This window comes from Halomonas sp. ALS9 (genome assembly GCF_001651035.1).
GTDB lineage: Bacteria > Pseudomonadota > Gammaproteobacteria > Pseudomonadales > Halomonadaceae > Vreelandella.
The window spans coordinates 66030-83432 of the sequence record NZ_LXRG01000210.1 but is presented as its reverse complement, the minus strand read 5'-3'; the positions used below and the strand labels follow the sequence as shown (position 1 = coordinate 83432).

The following is a 17403-nucleotide window of genomic DNA, read 5'->3' as shown; positions in this document are numbered from 1 at the left end:
GAGCTCCTGGCCGTGGGATAAGGCGTTATGTTCAGTCGTTGGAGAGGTTGCCGTGGCCTTCTGCCATGGCGACGACGACTTTGCGCGGCCCTTTAAACGGCGTGCGCGCGTGGGCGACCAGCATGTTGTCGAGCATCAGTACATCGCCCGCTTGCCAGGGGAACATCACCGTTTCTTCGGCCAGTACGCCGCGGATCTCATCGAAAATGGCATCGTCAATGGGGCTGCCATCGGCAAAGAAGACGTTGCGCGGCATATCTTCGGGGTCGAGCAGCTCTTCGAGCGATTCACGCACTTCTGGCTGCAGGTTGGAGACATGGAAAAGATGGCCCTGGTTAAACCACACCTGCTCACCGGTGACCGGATGAGTCTCTATGCTTTGGCATAGCTGGGTGGTGCGCAGATCGCCGTCGGGTTTCCACTCACAGCGAATCCCCGCGCGTTGGCAGAATGCCTCCACTTCGGCGCGGTCTTCGGTGTTAAACACCTTTTGCCAAGGCATATCGAAATCGCCGTAGTTGCGAACGTAGAGAATGCCGGGGGCAAAGCGCTCGCGGATCTCTGCTGGCATACGGCGGTAAATGGCGCGGCTATCGGCAATCGGCGTCTCTCCCCCTTCAGGGGAAGCGGTGACACAGTGAAACCAGATTTTCATCGGCCACTCGCGGGTATAAGCCTGCTCATTGTGGAGGGGAATATGTTGGTGAGCGGGGTATTCGGTGGAGGTATAAATGCCCGATGACACCGCTGAACGTGGCGTGGAAGCGAACTCATAACTCAGCAGCGGATGACCAAACGCAGCGGCAAACCGCTGAAAATCGTCAACGGAGGGAACATCGAAACCTCTCAGTAGCACGCCGCCCACCCTGGTCACTAATGACTCGATATCCGCACGCAAATCGCCGAACGCTTCCAGCAGCGGCTGCCCTGGGTAGGCGGGGGAAATCATAATGGGCAGCTCTGAATCAGTTGGCCCCTGACGTTTGGATATGGTGTTGGCTGGTTGCGTTGGTGCTGTGCTTTGGCTGTCCATTATTAATCTCCTAAAAAGTCGTTAAGTAGCGTTAGCACTGGGCGGCATGGGCGTGGCCCGTATCGAGATAGCCCTGATCGATATAGCCCTGATCGATATAGCCTGAATCGACATACCCCAGGGCAGCGGCATAGCCACTCGGCGCGGGCAGCGGCCATGCTTGCAAAGGTGATAAAACGGGAAGCGAGTGCTCAAGGCAGTAGCTAGTGGGTGGCACTGAAGATGGGCTAACCGAAAGCGCTTGCAGGTGGTCAGCGATTCCTAACCCCAAGGTTTTGAGTACCGCTTCTTTAACCACCCAGCGCTCCATAAAGGGCAGCGTGGCGCCGCCAATGTGGTCGCGCTGCTCGCTAGGCGATAGCACCAGCCCGTGTAGCGGCGCCAATTCGACCTCGGGTCGGCGACGCTCAATATCGACCCCCACCGCGCCGCCGGGAGCGAGCGCGATCAAGGCGACATTGCCAGAGTGGGAGACGTTGAAGGCAGGCCCATCAGCGCCTTCCAGCGCTGGTTTGCCGTAGGCGTTCCGGGTGAACACCAGCTTTTCTGGTGCCACTCCGGTATGTGCGGATAGCAGCCGCCGCAGGGCAGCCCGTGTCGCCACGGCGCGCACGACATCGGCGTGATGGCGGAGCCGTTGGGCGCGCTGCCACTCGACTCGGCTCAGCAGTCGAGCATCGTCGTCGGCCACCGGGGCGTTAAGGTCGAGCGCCAGGCACCAAACCTCAAGCCCTTCGGGCACCCCTTCAGCTAACCGCAGGCGCTGCATGGTGCACCTCTTCTAACCGCAGGGTCAGCGTCTGTTCGATGGCCGCCAGCACTTCCGCTTGCTGCTGACGGATAAAGAAGTGCCCTCCCTCGAACCAGCTCAGCGAGAACGCCCCGCCCGCTTCGCGCTGCCATGCTTCCAGACGCACCTTCTCGATATCATCACCAAGGCCTGCGAAAACCTTGACCGGGTAGTCGAATGGCACACCGCCGCGATAGCGGAAACTGCGACAAAGGCGATAGTCCGCCGCCAACACATCCAGGGTGAGGCGCAGCAGCTCTGGGCTTTCGAACACCTCCTCTGGGGTGCCGCCCTGTTGGCGCAGATCCGCGATTAAGGCCTCGTCATTATCCAGCCCCGCCAAACGCTCTGGGTCGCGCATTGAAGGGGCCGCACTGCCTGAGGCGAATAGCATCCGTGGCTGAGGGCGCCCCACATCGCGCAAACGTGCCGCCATGCCATAGGCCAGCAGTGCCCCCATACTGTGACCGAACAAGGCAAAGTCGCCGCGCATCCGCGTTGCCTGCTCTTCGCATAGCCGTACCACCTGGGTCTCGAAGTCGTCGATCAGCGGCTCACCCAGGCGTTCGCCACGCCCAGGCAATTCGACGGGATATACCTCGACCCAGGCGGGCAACTGGCGTTTCCAGCGCAGATACATGGTGGCGCTGGCCCCGGCGCAGGGCAGGCAGAGCAGCCTTAAACGCTTAACCTGCATTCACCTGCTCCGCCTCGGCGCTTGCCTGCTCATCCATCCACTGGCGCAGCGAGAGTGGCCGCATATCAGTCCAGGTTTTTTCGACATAGGCTAAGCAGGTTGGCTTATCGCCAAGCACGCCGGTATCCGTCCAACCGGCAGGAATCGCCTTCCACTCTGGCCATAAGGAGTACTGCTCTTCGTGGTTAACCAGTACGCGGAAAACACCATCTTCACGATCAAAACAGCTTGTCATGGGTCTAACCTCACCGTTGCCTAAGGAATGAGAAATAAAACGCAATTGCTTCTCATTACTCAATGACGAGTGAGACGCTAGAAAATTTAGTGTTGGAGGGAAGAAAATAGAAAAATAAAGGGAGGGGGGATTAAAAAAAGGGGAACAAAAAACAGTGGCGTGTCAGCTACGCTCATCACCACTTGGGATAAAACCTGTTAGCAGCCAGAGCTGTTCTGCTTCACGAAACACTTGGCGATGCTGGGAAGAAGCCGCTAACCACTCATGCAGCGCTTCGCGATCAGCGTCACTCAACGTCTGCTCATGCTCGCGCATCAGCCAGTCCAGTGCTGTTTGCCAAACGGCATCGTCGCCGCCGCTATTGTTTTCCATCGTTACTGTCCAGCCTCGCTACTGCTATCTAACTGCTAATACCTAGCTACCAAGAGTTTCAACTTTATAGCTACTCAATAACAGTGTAACAAAGCGAAACAAAGGGGGCACCGCTAAATAACGTTACCGCCCTTGCAACGACCGACGGCAATGAGTCAGCGCATCGCGAATCATAAAGTTAACTGACGTGGTAGAAACACCTAGCTGTAGCGCCACTTCCCGCTGGGTATGGCTTCCCGAACGGTAGAGCTCAAAGGCGCGGCGCGTACGCTCTGGAAGCTCGTCCAACGCTTCAACCACCTGGGCCAAGGCCTGGCGGTCAATCGAAATCACCTCAGGTGAATGTGAGGCGTAAGAGGCGTTATCCCCCTCCTCTTCTTTAGCAAACAGCGCTGACTCAAACGCGGAACGACGGCAGCGGTCAATGGCGAGGTTGCGCACCACCCGTGACACGTAGGATATGGGCTGCTTGACCTCAAAAAGCGTGGTTGCTTCTGAAATTTTCAGATAAGCATCCTGCACCACATCGTCGGCTTGATCAGCACTGCCCAATACTCTTGCAGCGACACAGCAGAGCCTAGGCCGCTGATTAACGAAGATGTCTTCTAACTCAGCGCTCCAGGTCTGGGTATCCACAGCACGGCCTCCTGCCTTGATTAACACCACGAAATAAATGGCAATAATTATTATTTGCGTTAGAGCCCGGTAAGTCAACTGGTGAGAGCTAACTCACTTTTTATAACGATATGCTTGTTGCTAGAACGGCAGCATGAGGCACTATCCTCGCGAATACTTGTCACCTAGTTGCCATCCACGTTTTTCGCTAATTTACGCCTTAAAGCCACTAACCCCCACACTGACCATCTCGTCACTGGCCAGCACAAACTATCGACATGCTAGACTATTGGCCATATCGCTGTTTTTGCTCTGGAGGCCCACCGTGACGGATGCCCACCGCCGTAAGTTACCCATCGGGATTCAGACGTTCTCGGATATCCGCGAGGGCGACTATTATTACGTCGATAAAACTCCGCACATTGAACGTCTGGTTAACCAGAACAAATACTACTTCCTCTCGCGGCCACGCCGCTTTGGCAAAAGCCTGTTGCTGGACACCTTGCGCTGCCTGTTTGAAGGTCGCCAAACGTTGTTTGAAGGGCTTTATATCCACGATAAGTGGGACTGGCAACAGCGCTACCCCGTCATTCGTATTAGCTTCGCCGATGGCGTAATGCAGAGCCGTGAAGGACTGGACGAACGTATTCGTGAACAGCTAAGGGTTCAACGCGAGCAGCTCGGCATTACCCAGCACCATAAAACCGATATCCCTGGCGAGTTCTCCGCCCTTATCCGCGCCGCCCACCAGCAGAGCGGTCAGCGGTTGGTAGTGCTGATTGACGAATACGACAAACCGATTCTGGACAATATCCTGGCCCCCGAGCGCGCCCGGGAACTGCGCGAGGGGTTGAAGAACCTTTACAGCGTGCTTAAAGACGCCGACCCGCACCTGCACTTTGTATTGCTGACCGGCGTTTCCAAGTTCAGCAAGGTCAGCCTGTTTTCGGGATTGAACAACCTCAACGATATCACCCTGGATGCCCCTTTCAGCACGATTTGCGGCTATACCGACGAGGACATCGATACAGTTTTCGCCCCGGAACTACCCGATCTTGATCGCGATGAGATCCGCCAGTGGTACAACGGTTACCGCTGGGGTGGACGTGCGGTAACCTCCGTCTACAACCCCTTCGACGTACTGTTGCTGTTTCAGAAGCGCGAGTTTGGGCCTTACTGGTTTGAGTCCGCGACGCCGACGTTTTTGGTCGACATTCTTAAGCAGCGCGGGGTATTTACCCCTTCATTGGATCACTGGGAAACCGAGTACGAACTGCTCAGCCAGTTTGATGTTGACCAGATCAGTACCGAAGGCCTGCTGTTTCAAACCGGTTACCTGACCATTCAGCAGGTAGAAGAGCCCTTACTGGGCTACCGCCAGTACACCCTGGGCTTTCCTAACCGCGAAGTCGAAACCAGTCTCAACCATGCACTGCTGCCGTCACTGGGCGTCGAGAACGCACCACGAGAGCGCCGTACGCTGTTCCGTCATTTAAGTCAGCACGACCTTGCCGGGTTAGAAGTTCACCTCAAAGCGCTCTACGCTGGTCTCCCCCACGATTGGTACCGTAACGATCTCAAAAACAATCCGATAGCCCGCTACGAAGGGCATTATGCGAGCGTCTTTTACAGTCACTTTGCAGCACTAGGGCTGGATGTGACGGTGGAAGATGCCAGCCACCATGGCAAGGTGGATATGAGCGTGGACTTTGGCGGGCATATCTACCTGTTCGAGTTCAAGGTGGTGGAACAGTTGCCGGAAGGTAAAGCGCTGGAGCAGATCAAACACAAGGGTTATGCCGATAAACACCGCGCCTCCGGCAAACCCATTCATCTCATCGGCGTGGAGTTTTCCAGCGCCCAGCGCCAGGTTGTGGCGTTTGAGGTGGAGACCTTGGCTTAACTAGCGCCGCTGTCATCGGCTTGTCATGAATGGTTCGTTACATTGCACAGGTAAATAACCGCCATGCACTAAACACGATGAATGTTCAGGGGAAACACAATGCTCGACAGTAGCAATGACCTACTCGAAACGGTAAAGCAAGCCGCCTATGAGGCTGGCACCCTGCTGCGCGAGGGGTATTCCCAAAAGGGGCGAATTGCTTTTGAGCAAAAGGGCGCGTCAGACTTTGTCAGCTACTACGATACGGCAGCGGAAAACATCATTATCGACTGTATCAGCAGCGCGTTTCCCGATATCGCTTTCTTAGGCGAAGAGAGCGGCCTGACACCCACCGATAGCGACTATACCGTCATCATTGACCCTCTTGATGGCACCAGCAATTTTTTGCATGGGGTGCCCCACTTTTCGGTCTCCATCGCTGTCACTAAGGGCGATGAGCTGATCATCGGTGTTGTTTATCAACCCTTGCTTGATGAAATGCTGTGGGCAAGCCTTGGTTCCGGCGTTTTCCTCAACGAGACGCCGCTCACTACGCCAGCTCCGCGCCCATTAAACGAGATGCTGGTAAGCACCTGCCTGCCCTACCATGCTAAAGGCGACTGCACGACGGCCATGAATCAACTCGCCGTGCTCATGCCCCAAGTAGCTGGCATCCGCAGCCCCGGCTCGGCGGCGCTGGAGATCGCCTATCTCAGTCTAGGTCGCTTTGATGCCTTTTGGTCTCAAGGCGCGGCGCTTGAGTTTTGGGATATCGCCGCCGGCATTGTGATTGCCCGAGAGGCTGGCTACACCGTCACGGATCTCTCTGGTGAGGCGAATCTCACTCAATGGAACAGCTTACTTGTGGCACACCCCGAGAGGCATGGACAACTGCTAGCGTGTTTAAAGACCTGCTGATAAACGATCAACGTGGCCTCAAAGCACACACAATGTTTCGCGGATGTAACTAGTCACAGTTGTAAGCATCTCCCGCTTATTTTTTGTGCTTTCCTCCCTGCCGCGCTTTGAAACGCGGATTGGCCTTACAAATGACATAGAGACGCCCACGTCGTTTGACCACATGGCAATCGGGATGGCGGTTCTTGGCAGATTTGAGTGAGCTAAGTACTTGCACGCCATATCCTCTATTTAGCGTCAGAAGAGCGGCGCGAAACCGAACCGAAGCGCTGCTGAAAACGCGCCACCCGACCTTCTGCGGAGACTCTGCGTTGCTCGCCGGTATAGAAAGGGTGAGAAGCGCTAGAAACATCCAGGTCAATCACTGGGTAGGTGTTGCCATCGTCCCAGACAATTGTCTGCTTCGAGGTGCAGGTAGAACGAATCCGAAAAGTAGCGCCGCAGCTGGTGTCGCGAAATACCACATAGTCATAGGCAGGATGAATCCCCTTTCGCATGTTCGACTCCTTCAATCAAAATTGATATAAGATAACATACCAATTAAACATGATTCTCATTAGCGTGTAAAGGTTGATATCGATGAACGCGTAAAACCTGCCTACACTCAGAACACCCACTTCGTGGCAAAGAGAATTGCGCTGATGGCATATTCCGATTTTCTAGCTACCACACTATTCATTGGTGGCCTGCTGGCCGCTAACACCGCTGCCGCTCAAGAAGAGCCTGACACAAAGTTCTGGGATGATGCCCTGGTTAAGGCGGCACAGCAGGTAACGCTGGGCCCGCGCCCGCTGTTCCTGGTGAACGACATGAGCGCGGATAACGATCACGAGCGTGAACTGAAAGCCTCCTTATTGAGTTGCGCAGCTGAGCAAACTCAGTGGCAGCGGTCTCCTTTGGCGATTGGGCATCGTGGCGCGCCGTTACAGTTTCCTGAACATACTCTCGAATCTTATATTGCCGGCGCCCAAGGTGGGGCAGGCATTCTGGAGTGCGACGTCGCCTTCACCGCCGATGAGGAGCTTGTCTGCCGCCACTCCCAGTGCGATTTACACGCCACCACCAACATCGTCGAAACCGACTTAGCTGAAAAATGTAGCGTGCCTCCCACTTTTGATGAAACCAGCGGCGAGCTAAACAATGCGGCAGATATTCGCTGCTGTACCAGCGACATCACGTTAGCTGAATTTCGTAGCCTGCAAGGCACCATGGAGGGCGTGGACACCGATGCCGCCACCCTTGAAGAGTACCTGGCAGGCACGCCCGAATGGCGCACAGAGCTCTATGCTACCCGAGGCACATTGATGAGCCATGCCGACAGTATTGCTCTGTTTCAGCAGCTTGGGGTGCAGATGACCCCAGAACTAAAAGCGCCAGAAGTCGAGATGCCGTTTACCGGCCATTCAAAACAAGGCTTCACGCAGCAGGCATATGCACAAAAAATGATAGATGAGTACAAAGCGGCAGGCGTTCCCCCCAGCGATGTGTTCCCGCAGTCGTTCAACCTGGACGATGTCCGTTACTGGATTGAAAATGAGCCTGAGTTTGGGAATCAGGCAGTTTATCTGGATGGTCGCTACAGCGATGAAGGCTTTGACCACACTAACCCCGATACATGGCAGCCAAGCATGCAGTCGATGGTGGAAAGTGGTGTCCAGATCATCGCCCCGCCGACCTGGATGCTGGTCGAAGCAAATCCAGCCTTTGGAAGCGATGAACAGGCGAAGCGACTGCAACCTTCACTTTACGCCCGCCGCGCCCGGGAAGCAGGCCTAGCCATGATTACCTGGACACTTGAGCGTTCAGGGCCGTTGGAGGAAGGCGGCCAGTGGTACCACAGCACCACTGAAGATGTTATTCAGCGTGATGGCGACAAGCTGATTACCTTAGATGCCCTCGTCAATGACGTTGGCGTCATAGGCGTGTTCAGCGATTGGCCCGCCACAGTTGCCTTCTATGACAACTGTGCGCTGCGGGGCGCCCCCTAAGCGGAGGCTAGCTGACTGAGATTCATCCTTTGACTGCTTTCCCCAAGCGGCGTTTGTTTTTTCTTGCGTAAATCATTTCATTTTTTTGTTAAAAATGAGAACTATTAGCACTAGAATAGAGCCATTATCATTAACCCTATCGCCAGGAGTCATTCATGTTCGAGGTCAAAGGCGCCACTTTTGAGATTAATGGCAAGCCGATTCTAAATCCCATTGACCACAGCTTTCATGAAGGCAAGGTTTATGGCCTGATTGGCCACAATGGCTCAGGCAAGTCGACCTTGATTAAATTGATGGCCCAGCAGCAGCCCACCAGCCAAGGTGAGATTCACTTTGACCAGCGCCCGCTAAGTGATTGGGGAAACCGCGAATTCGCCCGCCAGGTGGCTTACCTACCCCAGCATTTGCCCAGTGCCGAAAGCCTTACCGGGCGCGAGTTGGTAGCTTTTGGCCGCTACCCTTGGCACGGTCTACTGGGGCGCCACACCCAGAAAGACAAAGACGCTATTGATCGCGCCATTGCCCTTACCCATACCGAGGCCTTCGCCGACCGCCTGGTCGATACGCTCTCCGGTGGTGAACGCCAACGAGTGTGGCTGGCGATGCTGCTGGCGCAAGGCAGCCGCTTTCTACTCCTTGATGAGCCACTTGCAGCGCTGGATATCGCCCACCAGATCGAAGTGTTGGCACTGATTCGCAAGCTGTGCGATGAGCTCAATCTCGGGGTGATTATCGTATTGCACGATATCAACATGGCCTCGCGCTACTGCGACGAACTGATGGCGCTGCACAGCGGCCGTCTGCTGGCTCATGGCGCCCCAAACGATATGATGTGCGACAGCACCCTAGAAGCGATTTATGGCCTACCGATGCAGGTCATGAAGCACCCCAACGGAGAGCACAATATCGCCGTTGCGCAATGACAGGTTACCTGCCCAATGGGCTGTTAGCGCTAGCCTGCGCCGGTTTTCTGGCTAACAGCCATGGTAGGGCTTCAGCGGATGTTGTGACCCTGGACTGGACGATCGCCGAGACGCTGGTTGCCCTCGACAACCCACCGGTAGGCTTAGCGGAGATTCCCTCCTACCAGCGCTGGGCGGGTGCAGAGGCGTTACCCGAAGGCGTGCGTGATGTGGGCCTTCGCTCGCAGCCTAATCGCGAACTCATCGCTCAGCAGGCACCCGATCACATCCTACTCTCGCCGCTGTTTATGCGCTTAAGCGACCAGCTTGAGGCCATTGCCCCTGTCACCGGGTTAAGCACCTATCAGCTGGGCGAGCCTTTATGGCAACGTCTTCAGAACACAACTCATAGCTTAGCTGAGCTAAGCGGTAACCAAGCGGCAGCCGCGGCGCTGGTCAACGCCGTCGAAACCTATCTGGATCAACAAAAAGCGCAGCTTGTGGAGCAGCCACCGTTGCTGGTAGTGCAGTTTATCGACGCACGGCATTTGCGCGTGTTTGGCGAGCAGAGTCTTTTTCAGGCGGTGATTGAACGCTTGGGGCTTACCAACGTTTGGCAACAGCCCACCAATCAGTGGGGCTTTTCGACGGCCGCTCTAGAAGAGCTGCTGAATTACCCCGATGCGCTTATCGTTGTCGTTGAGCCGCTACCAGTGAGCATGCGTGATGGTTTTTCTAGCAACGCGCTATGGCAACATTTACCCGCGGTGCAAGAAAACCGGGTCGTTCGCCTACCGGCCGTATGGAGTTTTGGGGGCTTGCCATCGGCGGCGCGCTTCGCTGAACGGCTCAGCGAAGCGCTATTAGCCCGCCAGGGATAATTTAGAAATCGAGCGAAGCGGAGAGTTTTACCGTGCGCGGCTCGCCCTGAGTCAAATACCCCCCGGTTGCCGAAGCCCAGTAGTTCTCATCGGTGAGGTTTTCGATATTGGCACGCAGGGTGAGCGTGTTGGTATTTAGCGGCATTGCGTAGCGAACGCCGAGATCCCAGCGGGTCCAGGCACCTACCTCAAGCTGGTTTGCGGCATCTAAATACTGGCTGCCATTACGAACGGCGCGGCCGCTGAGTGTCCAACCCGGCGCCTGGGGAATATCCCACTCGCTGCCCAAGACTAAACGATAGCCAGGCACACCCACTGAGTCGTTGCCTTGGTTAGTGCCATCGTCCGTGCGGGTCAGCTCAGGATCGATCCACATGGCACTACTCAGCAGGCGCAGCCCGTCCAGCGGTTCACCGTAAACGCTCAGCTCCACGCCACGGTTGCGCTGTTCGCCATAGTAGCCATAAACGCTGGTCTCAGGGTCGATAAAGGCGTTGGGCTGTTCGATTTCAAACAGGCTCAAACTACCGCCCAGGTTACCCAGATCGAGTTTAGCGCCTATTTCGTTCTGTTCAGCTTCAACCAAACCGATACTCTGCCCTGCATTAACCGCCGTGGTGGGTGCCGTATCGCCCGGTTGTAGTGCTTCGATATGGTTGGCGTAGAGCGATAGGGAGTCGGTCGGTTTTACTACGACGCCATATACAGGCGAAAGACGTGTATCGCTAAAGTTTGTGTCAAAGTTGCCGTCGTAATCATAGTTGCTGACGTCGACCTCCTGATAACGGGCGCCTAAGGTCAACAGCAGCCGATCATCCAGAAAACCTAGCGTATCAGACAGCGATACGCCGTTATTGCGAGTACGGCTGCGCAGGTTCGGGTTATTCATATCCCCACCTGCAAACACAGGGTCACGCAACGAGACGTCAGTGGGCTGATAAATATTGGTGGGTAAGCCCGGAGAAGCCATTTCATAAGCCGAACGCGTGGTGCGATAGACGCTGGAATAGCCTAAATCCAACTGGTGGCTGACCGCGCCGGTATCAAAGGCGCCCCGCAAACCAGCCTGCCCACCAATACTTTCAGCACGATAAGGCACTTCCATTTGCCCGATAGTGGCGGAACCATCCGCTGCATTCACTACAGGCGTTGCATACATACCACTTTCACGAGTGTCGCTGCCACCCAGCGCTGCATAGGCAGTCCAACTGTTGGCAACCTCGTACTCACCGCGCAGCATCGCAAAATTGGTCTTCAACTCGGTATTGACCCACTCCGGCGCATAGTTGCTACCTGCTGAGGGAGCATCGGGGATGTTCATCAGGCCAGCCCCAACCCTGACTACCGGACGCCCACCATTCACTGTGTGAGCTTGATGCCCTATATCCAACGAGGCACGACCGCGTTCACCGCGGTAATCCAGTCCCACCACGGCGGAGGTTGCACGACGCTCTTCATCATCAATCGCGACTTCACCCCGGCCACGCTCAATACTGGCACGAACGCCAAACTGATGCTCATCGCCAAAACGCCGCCCAAGCTCTATGCCACTTTGAACATAGCCGCTATCAGTCACCCCCGTAGTCAGTCGGTTAAGTGGAGCGTCTGCGGCCCGTTTAGGCTCAATGTTGATAGCACCACCGACGCCAGAGCCACTGGGTGAAACACCATTGGCAAAGGCATTGGCCCCTTTAAACAGCTCCACACGTTCGGCAATATTGGTCGCGACCACTTGCCGTGGCAACACGCCATAAAGTCCGCCGTAAGCGATGTCTTCGCCATCAAGTTCAAAGCCACGAATTTGAAACTTTTCGGCGTAGTTGCCATAGCCATAACCGCTTTGTACCGATGCATCATTGATCAACACATCGGCCAGCGTCTCCGCCTGCTGGTTGTCGATCAGCTCAGCGGTAAACCCAATCACATTGAACGGCACATCGGCTGCATTGCGCTGCCCCCAGGTACCAACACGTGCGCCAGCAGCTACTTGGCCACCGGCAAACACAGGTACTGGAATATCACCCCGCGCGGTCGCCTCCCCGATCACCGTTACGGTCTCAAGTGAAGTGTTGTCATTAGAGGATGCTTGAGCCCAGACAACGCTGGGCACAGGCAGCGTCCCTAGCAGCATGAACGTGAACGAGCGCCAGAAAAGAAAGGGTCGTGACATGGGGAGTTCCTATTTTAATAAGAGCAGGCAGTAGATGAATGACGCAATGAGAAGATAAACTCTACATCAAAGCAGAATCATTTGCATTTAGCATAACGACGCGTTCAAACACATATAACTATTTTAGTGATATGCATTATCGTTTATGATGGCTTCAGCCTTATATCCCCAGCGCCTTGTGTGACAGCACTGTGATAAAGCCCTGTGATGGAGACCCGCGATGCCCAACGCGCTACGTCAGCCGCAACTGTTCGAGCCTTCGTTGGCCGCCTGCTACACGGGGCCGCTAGCGAACTTTACGCCGCCCTTGATTGGCGGCACGCCCCCGCTAGAAGCGTTCAAAACAGCCCGTTGGAGGGATACCGATTGGCTCAAAGAAGATCTCGCCCGCTTCGCTGAACAGTACCCAGGTGGTGACCCGCGGGCAGTGGTATCTCTATGGTCGAAGTGGCACTTCAGCGCTCTTACCGTCCCTACGCTGACCGCTAACCTACTGCTTAACCGTGACCTGCCGGTGGGGCTAGACGATATGCAGGTTATCTTTAACGATAAGGGCGCTACCTCGCGGTTGTGGCTGCCCCACGAAGGCACGCCGCTAACCACCTACGACCCGTTTGAGCGTTTTACCACCCTGATTGAACGGCACTGGGCACCGTTGATTGAGCAGTTAGCAGCCATTTCCGGCGCCGCCCAGCGGGTGTTCTGGAGCAATGCCGGTGGTTACCTAGACTTTTACGTCAACGCGCTGGGCGAACACCCGCTGGCTAATCGGCAAGCATTTGAGGCGGCCAAGGCGCTGCTGGAAGCACGCACCCTGCCCAACGACAAGCGCAATCCGCTGTTTCAGCCGGTGCGTTACTTTACACCTAAGGGTGGTGAGGAAGTTAAGCGGGTGCGCAAGCTCTGCTGCCTGCGCTATTTACTGGATGAGTTTGATGTCTGCGGCACCTGCCCGCTAGAGGGCTGCGACCTGGAAGCGCGTAAACGCGCCAGACAGGCCGCCCGTTAAAGCGGTTTAGATATTTATTTGCGCGACAGCATCTTCACTCGCGCGCGCACGCTGCTCGCCCGTCAGCTCGCTTAACTGCCCCTTCGACATCTCCAGCAACCGGTCTGCGTGGACGAAGTAGCTGTCGTCATGACTAATAGCGAACACGGTTTTGCCCATCTCCTTTAGGTGCGGTAACAGCTCGCGGTAGAACAGCCGCCGGAACTGCGGGTCTTGATCCGCCGCCCACTCGTCGAGCAGTAAGATATCGCGCTTTTCGGCAATCGCCAGCAGCAGCGCCAAACGTTTACGCTGGCCTTGGGAGAGCTGGGTGTTGATAACGCGATCTCCCTCCCATTGCAGTTTGTGCTGCATCTGCAGCCGTTCAAGCCAAGTATCGACAACCTGCGGATCAGCGGGCAGCCCGTCAGGACCCATGGTCTGATCAAACTGGTGGAAATCGGTAAACACGCTGGCAAAGCGTGCGCGGAATGCTTCCCACTGATCAGCAGTAACCACCTGCCCATCAATCTTGATAGTACCGCTTTGGGGGCGGTATAAACCGGAAAGCAATCTAGCCAGAGTCGACTTACCGCTGCCGTTACCGCCGATCAGAAACACCTGCTCACCGCGCTCTAGGGTCATATTAAGCGGCCCTACCTGGAACCCTTCGCCTTGGGCAGTATCTGGATAGTGGTAGGTGACCTCCGCCAGCTCAAGGCGCTGCCAACCGGCCAGTGTATCGTCGACGGCAAAGCTTGGCTGATACTCGGCTAGCTCCAGGCTGCTCAATTTATCAAAGGCCACTTGAGCACTAATTAAGGTTGGCCAGGCGCCCACCGCCTGAATCAGCGGCGTGCGCAGGAACAGCAGCGTCAGCGCAAACGTTGAGGCTACCGTGGTATTGGCCCAACCCAACCCATTAGAGAGGAAAAACACCACGCCGATGGCGCCCAACATCATAATGTTAGACCAGTTATTAGCGCTTAAATGATAGGTATCAGCGCGGATAATGTGGTGACGATAGTCGCGGGCATTGGCGGTATAGCGCTCATCATAGAAACGCCGGGCACGGTCGCGGTTCAGCGCCAGCTCTTTGCGCCCTTCTATGGCGGCCTGGAAATCTTTATACAGGCTGTCTTCACTTTCACGCACCAAGCGAAAGTGGCGATACACCCGCGACACCAGCACCCACCCCACGCCCATGGTGAACGCGATCCACAGCACAGTGATCACCACCATTTGCGGTGAAAGCCAAGCCAAGTAGGCCACCGAAGCCAGCGTCAGCACTACGCCCTGAATCAGCTCTGGCAGGCGCACAAAACCAATGGTGATGTTGCGCACATCGCTGGACAGGCTGGCCAGCAGCGTGGCGTTACCCAGCTGCTCCAGGCGCTCAATATCGGTGTCGAGAATCCGCTTCACCAGCCTCGAACGTAGGTCAAACACAAAGTGGTGCCCCAGCACGGTCAGCGCCAACTGCGTACTTAGCGTAACGGCCAGTAGCACCGCCAGCAGACCTAGAAATTGCGGCAGCGCGGCCATACTGCCTACTTCAATAAGCCGTTGATTGATAAACGCAATCACCCCAACGCCTAAGCCAGCGCTCAATAGGCTTAAAGCAATGGCGCCTAAAAAGGGCCAACGGTAGTGATGAAATACTAAGCGCAGCAGTTCCATGGGGCTCCTAGCCTTCCTGTAAAGGGCGCTGAAGTCTATCAGCAGCAGCTCTTGCCAAGAAAGCGTTATGCAACAGGGTTAATCAAGATGGCTAATCAACATGATGCTACGTGCTATCAGGTCAGATGGTTATCCCAGCTGAGTTCCAGGCTGGCGAGCAGTTCGGGCGCTGCCGTGTCAGGCGTGACACGGTAGAGCCCGCCCTGGCCGGAGGAGACCAGAAAGCCGCCGTTACCATCGCAGCGGGCACCGGCGGCGTCGGGTAATTCCAGGTTGGCGTTCAGACGGCCTTTCTCCGCATCCAGCAGCAGCACTCGATTGCCGCGCGGGGCGGTCACCAGAACGCTGGCCGAAACACGGCTAAACGCCACGCTGGCGGTGTAATGGTGCAGGCTGGCGGTGACGCTCTCGGGCAGCGACAGTTCAGAAAAGTGCCCGTCGGCATCCAGGCGGCAGATCAGCGGGTGGGACTCCCACTCGGGGCCTTCAAACTGGTAGCCCGCGATCACCGTACCGTCCGCCGCCACATCAAGATGACGGCAGCTTAGCTGGTGATGCGAAGGTTCGTGACGGGCCTGGATCTCGCCGCTGTGGCGATCCATCAGCAGCAGCGCCGGGGCCATGGTGTCCAGATTAAGCTTTACCCGGCCGTAGTCAGGATGAGTCTGGATACCGCCCAAGCCAATCACCAGGGTGTCACCATCCGGCATCAGCCGAAGCTCATGGGGCCCAATACCCTCAAGCGGCATGTCGCGCACATGGACATAGTCGTTGGCAGCGTCGTAAACCCGCACTAGCCCGGCGCTATCCGCCAGACGGTTGGCGGTGACATACAGGTAGCGTCCATTCAAGTCGAACACGCCATGGCCGTAGAAGTGATAGCCCTCCCCGGCCGCAATGGTGTGGGCGAGTTGGCGGCTGTTGCCATCGATCACGTGCATCCGCGTGCCGGGGCGGCGGGCAAACAATACCGCCTCGCGGGAAGCGGGCCGCAAACAACCGCCGTGGCAGCGCTCGGGCACCTCGATCATAAAGCGGGCCTGGCCATCCAGTGCCACACCGGCGATGAAATGCCCGCCGCTGGGATCATCCACCGCGCTAAACAGCCAGTCCACCTCCTCACGGGCGGGCAGCGCCCAACTCAGCGGCGTCAGCGCCATGGCGACGCTGCCCAGGCCCACCTTGAGTACTTGCCGCCGCTGCATGGCTTAATCTCCGTCGCTGGAATTAAAGCCGCGCACCAGTCCCAGTTCGCCTGCGATCTCGTTACCTAGCAGGTGGCGCAGCTGGCTGATATCAAGGTAAAGCGACTGCAGGCCGCGAAACGCCGCTTCGTCGCCCAGAGCAGGCACCAAGCCCGGCGGCAGCTCGCTAGCTTGGGTGAGCGCCTTATCGAGCTGATCACGAAACGCCTCGGCGAGGGGCAGCGCGTCGGCCTCGCGAAGCAGTGCCGTGAGGCCGGGCAGGAAGCCGGTACGCAGCCCCTCCAGGCTGCTCTCTACTAAACGAACCGTCTGCCCACTACGCCAGGCTTCCGCCAGATAGCCGTTGGCGGGGGCGCCTTTGAGGCCCATGGGTTCACCAAGGCGCTTATCCTCAAGCAGTTCAAGGGCCTGGATGGCGCTGGCCAGGGTGGCTTCGGTGTAGTCAGAGGTATCAAGATAGTGCTCGCCAAAGGCCTGCCAGTCGCGATGCAGCGCACTGGTGGTATCCGCGATATGCGTCGTGATGGCCTGCATCAAATCGCAGGCGGCTGGATCACTAAGGGCCTGTTCGTCCATGGCCTCGTCATAAAGTAGGTACTCAAGGGCTGGAAAGCCCTGGATCGCCACACTGTCACCAGCAATCGCCTCGGCATCCGGCGCGTCGGCTGCTTTTAACCATCCGTTCACCTTGCGGCCTACCAGGTTTTTGCGATCCGGCCAGAACTGCAGCTGCCAGCCCCGGCTGTTCTGCTCAACCGGGCCAAACTGGATAAAGCGCACCGCCTGCCAGGCCTGGTAAGCGCTCAGCCAGTCATTTTCTAAACGCTGCCTGAGTGCTGCGTCGGGGCCCTGACAGAAACGTGCAGCGCTAGTCTCTAAGCGCACGGAGGCGGCACTCAGCTCAGCATACTGTAGCTCCACTGCGCCGTGCCAGATATCCCGCGGCGCGGGAGCATCCGCAGCAAAAGAGAGCGGTGCAGCCAGGAGCGTAAAGGCCAGCAACCCCAAGCGGCGAAAAGATGCGATCACATAAACTCCTTGGCGATC

The 17403-nt window shown here is 56.6% G+C and carries 18 protein-coding genes; 6 read left to right on the top strand and 12 right to left on the bottom strand.

Annotated elements, in window-relative coordinates; all coding sequences use genetic code 11:
* Window positions 1-31 precede the first annotated feature (31 nt).
* The 6 genes from A6R74_RS19670 to A6R74_RS19645 form a co-directional block, all read right to left on the bottom strand.
* Complete coding sequence (locus tag A6R74_RS19670) at window positions 32-1033, bottom strand: TauD/TfdA family dioxygenase (RefSeq protein ID WP_064236160.1); 1002 nt, start codon at window positions 1031-1033, stop codon at window positions 32-34.
* Between the two features lie 31 nt (window positions 1034-1064).
* A complete protein-coding gene (locus tag A6R74_RS19665) occupies window positions 1065-1802 on the bottom strand; it encodes a 4'-phosphopantetheinyl transferase family protein (RefSeq protein ID WP_082906756.1) in 738 nt (245 codons plus the stop codon).
* Window positions 1780-2520: a thioesterase II family protein gene (locus A6R74_RS19660; protein WP_064236158.1), complete on the bottom strand. Its 741-nt coding sequence runs from the start codon at window positions 2518-2520 to the stop codon at window positions 1780-1782. The genes A6R74_RS19665 and A6R74_RS19660 overlap by 23 nt, the downstream gene beginning before the upstream one ends.
* On the bottom strand, window positions 2510-2755 hold the full coding sequence (locus A6R74_RS19655; RefSeq protein WP_064236157.1) for an MbtH family protein: 246 nt from the start codon (window positions 2753-2755) through the stop codon (window positions 2510-2512). Before A6R74_RS19655 ends, A6R74_RS19660 begins: the two co-directional genes overlap by 11 nt.
* Before the next feature lie 162 nt (window positions 2756-2917).
* Entirely contained in the window at window positions 2918-3127 is a 210-nt protein-coding gene (locus tag A6R74_RS19650) for a FecR/PupR family sigma factor regulator (RefSeq protein WP_064236156.1), read from the bottom strand.
* A gap of 123 nt (window positions 3128-3250) precedes the next feature.
* Window positions 3251-3763, bottom strand: a complete 513-nt coding sequence (locus tag A6R74_RS19645) for an RNA polymerase factor sigma-70 (protein ID WP_064236155.1) — start codon at window positions 3761-3763, stop codon at window positions 3251-3253.
* A 304-nt stretch (window positions 3764-4067) separates the two neighbouring features.
* On the opposite strand from A6R74_RS19645, the gene A6R74_RS19640 reads away from it, so the two are divergent.
* Both A6R74_RS19640 and A6R74_RS19635 read left to right on the top strand, forming a co-directional pair.
* Window positions 4068-5645, top strand: coding sequence for an ATP-binding protein (locus tag A6R74_RS19640; RefSeq protein ID WP_064236154.1), 1578 nt, complete (start codon window positions 4068-4070; stop codon window positions 5643-5645).
* Between the two features lie 99 nt (window positions 5646-5744).
* Window positions 5745-6542: an inositol monophosphatase family protein gene (locus tag A6R74_RS19635; RefSeq protein ID WP_064236153.1), complete on the top strand. Its 798-nt coding sequence runs from the start codon at window positions 5745-5747 to the stop codon at window positions 6540-6542.
* Between the two features lie 76 nt (window positions 6543-6618).
* Here the strand turns inward: A6R74_RS19635 and ykgO are convergent, their stop codons facing one another.
* Both ykgO and A6R74_RS19630 read right to left on the bottom strand, forming a co-directional pair.
* Window positions 6619-6759 carry a type B 50S ribosomal protein L36 gene (ykgO, locus tag A6R74_RS22425; protein WP_082906754.1) on the bottom strand — a complete coding sequence of 47 codons (141 nt, stop codon included), beginning with the start codon at window positions 6757-6759 and terminating at the stop codon, window positions 6619-6621.
* Window positions 6760-6769: 10 nt separating this feature from the next.
* Window positions 6770-7039, bottom strand: coding sequence for a type B 50S ribosomal protein L31 (locus tag A6R74_RS19630; protein ID WP_064236152.1), 270 nt, complete (start codon window positions 7037-7039; stop codon window positions 6770-6772).
* 144 nt (window positions 7040-7183) lie between these two features.
* Between A6R74_RS19630 and A6R74_RS19625 the strand changes: the two genes are divergently transcribed.
* The 3 genes from A6R74_RS19625 to A6R74_RS19615 all read left to right on the top strand — a co-directional run bounded on the left by A6R74_RS19625 (window position 7184) and on the right by A6R74_RS19615 (window position 10313).
* Complete coding sequence (locus A6R74_RS19625) at window positions 7184-8530, top strand: glycerophosphodiester phosphodiesterase family protein (RefSeq protein WP_064236151.1); 1347 nt, start codon at window positions 7184-7186, stop codon at window positions 8528-8530.
* Between the two features lie 155 nt (window positions 8531-8685).
* Window positions 8686-9453: an ABC transporter ATP-binding protein gene (locus A6R74_RS19620; RefSeq protein ID WP_064236150.1), complete on the top strand. Its 768-nt coding sequence runs from the start codon at window positions 8686-8688 to the stop codon at window positions 9451-9453.
* A complete protein-coding gene (locus tag A6R74_RS19615; RefSeq protein ID WP_064236149.1) occupies window positions 9450-10313 on the top strand; it encodes an ABC transporter substrate-binding protein in 864 nt (287 codons plus the stop codon). The genes A6R74_RS19620 and A6R74_RS19615 overlap by 4 nt, the downstream gene beginning before the upstream one ends.
* A 1-nt stretch (window position 10314) precedes the next feature.
* Here the strand turns inward: A6R74_RS19615 and A6R74_RS19610 are convergent, their stop codons facing one another.
* Window positions 10315-12483, bottom strand: a complete 2169-nt coding sequence (locus tag A6R74_RS19610; RefSeq protein ID WP_064236148.1) for a TonB-dependent receptor — start codon at window positions 12481-12483, stop codon at window positions 10315-10317.
* Between the two features lie 220 nt (window positions 12484-12703).
* Between A6R74_RS19610 and fhuF the strand changes: the two genes are divergently transcribed.
* Window positions 12704-13492: a siderophore-iron reductase FhuF gene (fhuF, locus tag A6R74_RS19605; protein WP_064236147.1), complete on the top strand. Its 789-nt coding sequence runs from the start codon at window positions 12704-12706 to the stop codon at window positions 13490-13492.
* 6 nt (window positions 13493-13498) lie between these two features.
* Here the strand turns inward: fhuF and A6R74_RS19600 are convergent, their stop codons facing one another.
* From A6R74_RS19600 to A6R74_RS19590, 3 genes are all read right to left on the bottom strand, one after another.
* On the bottom strand, window positions 13499-15151 hold the full coding sequence (locus tag A6R74_RS19600) for a multidrug ABC transporter permease/ATP-binding protein (RefSeq protein ID WP_064236146.1): 1653 nt from the start codon (window positions 15149-15151) through the stop codon (window positions 13499-13501).
* A 116-nt stretch (window positions 15152-15267) separates the two neighbouring features.
* Complete coding sequence (locus A6R74_RS19595; protein ID WP_064236145.1) at window positions 15268-16356, bottom strand: DUF1513 domain-containing protein; 1089 nt, start codon at window positions 16354-16356, stop codon at window positions 15268-15270.
* Window positions 16357-16359: 3 nt separating this feature from the next.
* Complete coding sequence (locus A6R74_RS19590) at window positions 16360-17385, bottom strand: imelysin family protein (RefSeq protein WP_064236144.1); 1026 nt, start codon at window positions 17383-17385, stop codon at window positions 16360-16362.
* Window positions 17386-17403: the final 18 nt, after the last annotated feature.

Coding starts and splice junctions, on each gene's coding strand:
- A6R74_RS19650 (WP_064236156.1), bottom strand. CDS start 3,127: ATGGAAAACAATAGCGGCGGCGACGATGCCGTTTGGCAAACAGCACTG.
- A6R74_RS19620 (WP_064236150.1), top strand. CDS start 8,686: ATGTTCGAGGTCAAAGGCGCCACTTTTGAGATTAATGGCAAGCCGATT.
- A6R74_RS19630 (WP_064236152.1), bottom strand. CDS start 7,039: ATGCGAAAGGGGATTCATCCTGCCTATGACTATGTGGTATTTCGCGAC.
- A6R74_RS19610 (WP_064236148.1), bottom strand. CDS start 12,483: ATGTCACGACCCTTTCTTTTCTGGCGCTCGTTCACGTTCATGCTGCTA.
- fhuF (WP_064236147.1), top strand. CDS start 12,704: ATGCCCAACGCGCTACGTCAGCCGCAACTGTTCGAGCCTTCGTTGGCC.
- A6R74_RS19665 (WP_082906756.1), bottom strand. CDS start 1,802: ATGCAGCGCCTGCGGTTAGCTGAAGGGGTGCCCGAAGGGCTTGAGGTT.
- A6R74_RS19660 (WP_064236158.1), bottom strand. CDS start 2,520: ATGCAGGTTAAGCGTTTAAGGCTGCTCTGCCTGCCCTGCGCCGGGGCC.
- A6R74_RS19670 (WP_064236160.1), bottom strand. CDS start 1,033: ATGGACAGCCAAAGCACAGCACCAACGCAACCAGCCAACACCATATCC.
- A6R74_RS19595 (WP_064236145.1), bottom strand. CDS start 16,356: ATGCAGCGGCGGCAAGTACTCAAGGTGGGCCTGGGCAGCGTCGCCATG.
- A6R74_RS19625 (WP_064236151.1), top strand. CDS start 7,184: ATGGCATATTCCGATTTTCTAGCTACCACACTATTCATTGGTGGCCTG.
- A6R74_RS19615 (WP_064236149.1), top strand. CDS start 9,450: ATGACAGGTTACCTGCCCAATGGGCTGTTAGCGCTAGCCTGCGCCGGT.
- A6R74_RS19600 (WP_064236146.1), bottom strand. CDS start 15,151: ATGGAACTGCTGCGCTTAGTATTTCATCACTACCGTTGGCCCTTTTTA.
- A6R74_RS19635 (WP_064236153.1), top strand. CDS start 5,745: ATGCTCGACAGTAGCAATGACCTACTCGAAACGGTAAAGCAAGCCGCC.
- A6R74_RS19655 (WP_064236157.1), bottom strand. CDS start 2,755: ATGACAAGCTGTTTTGATCGTGAAGATGGTGTTTTCCGCGTACTGGTT.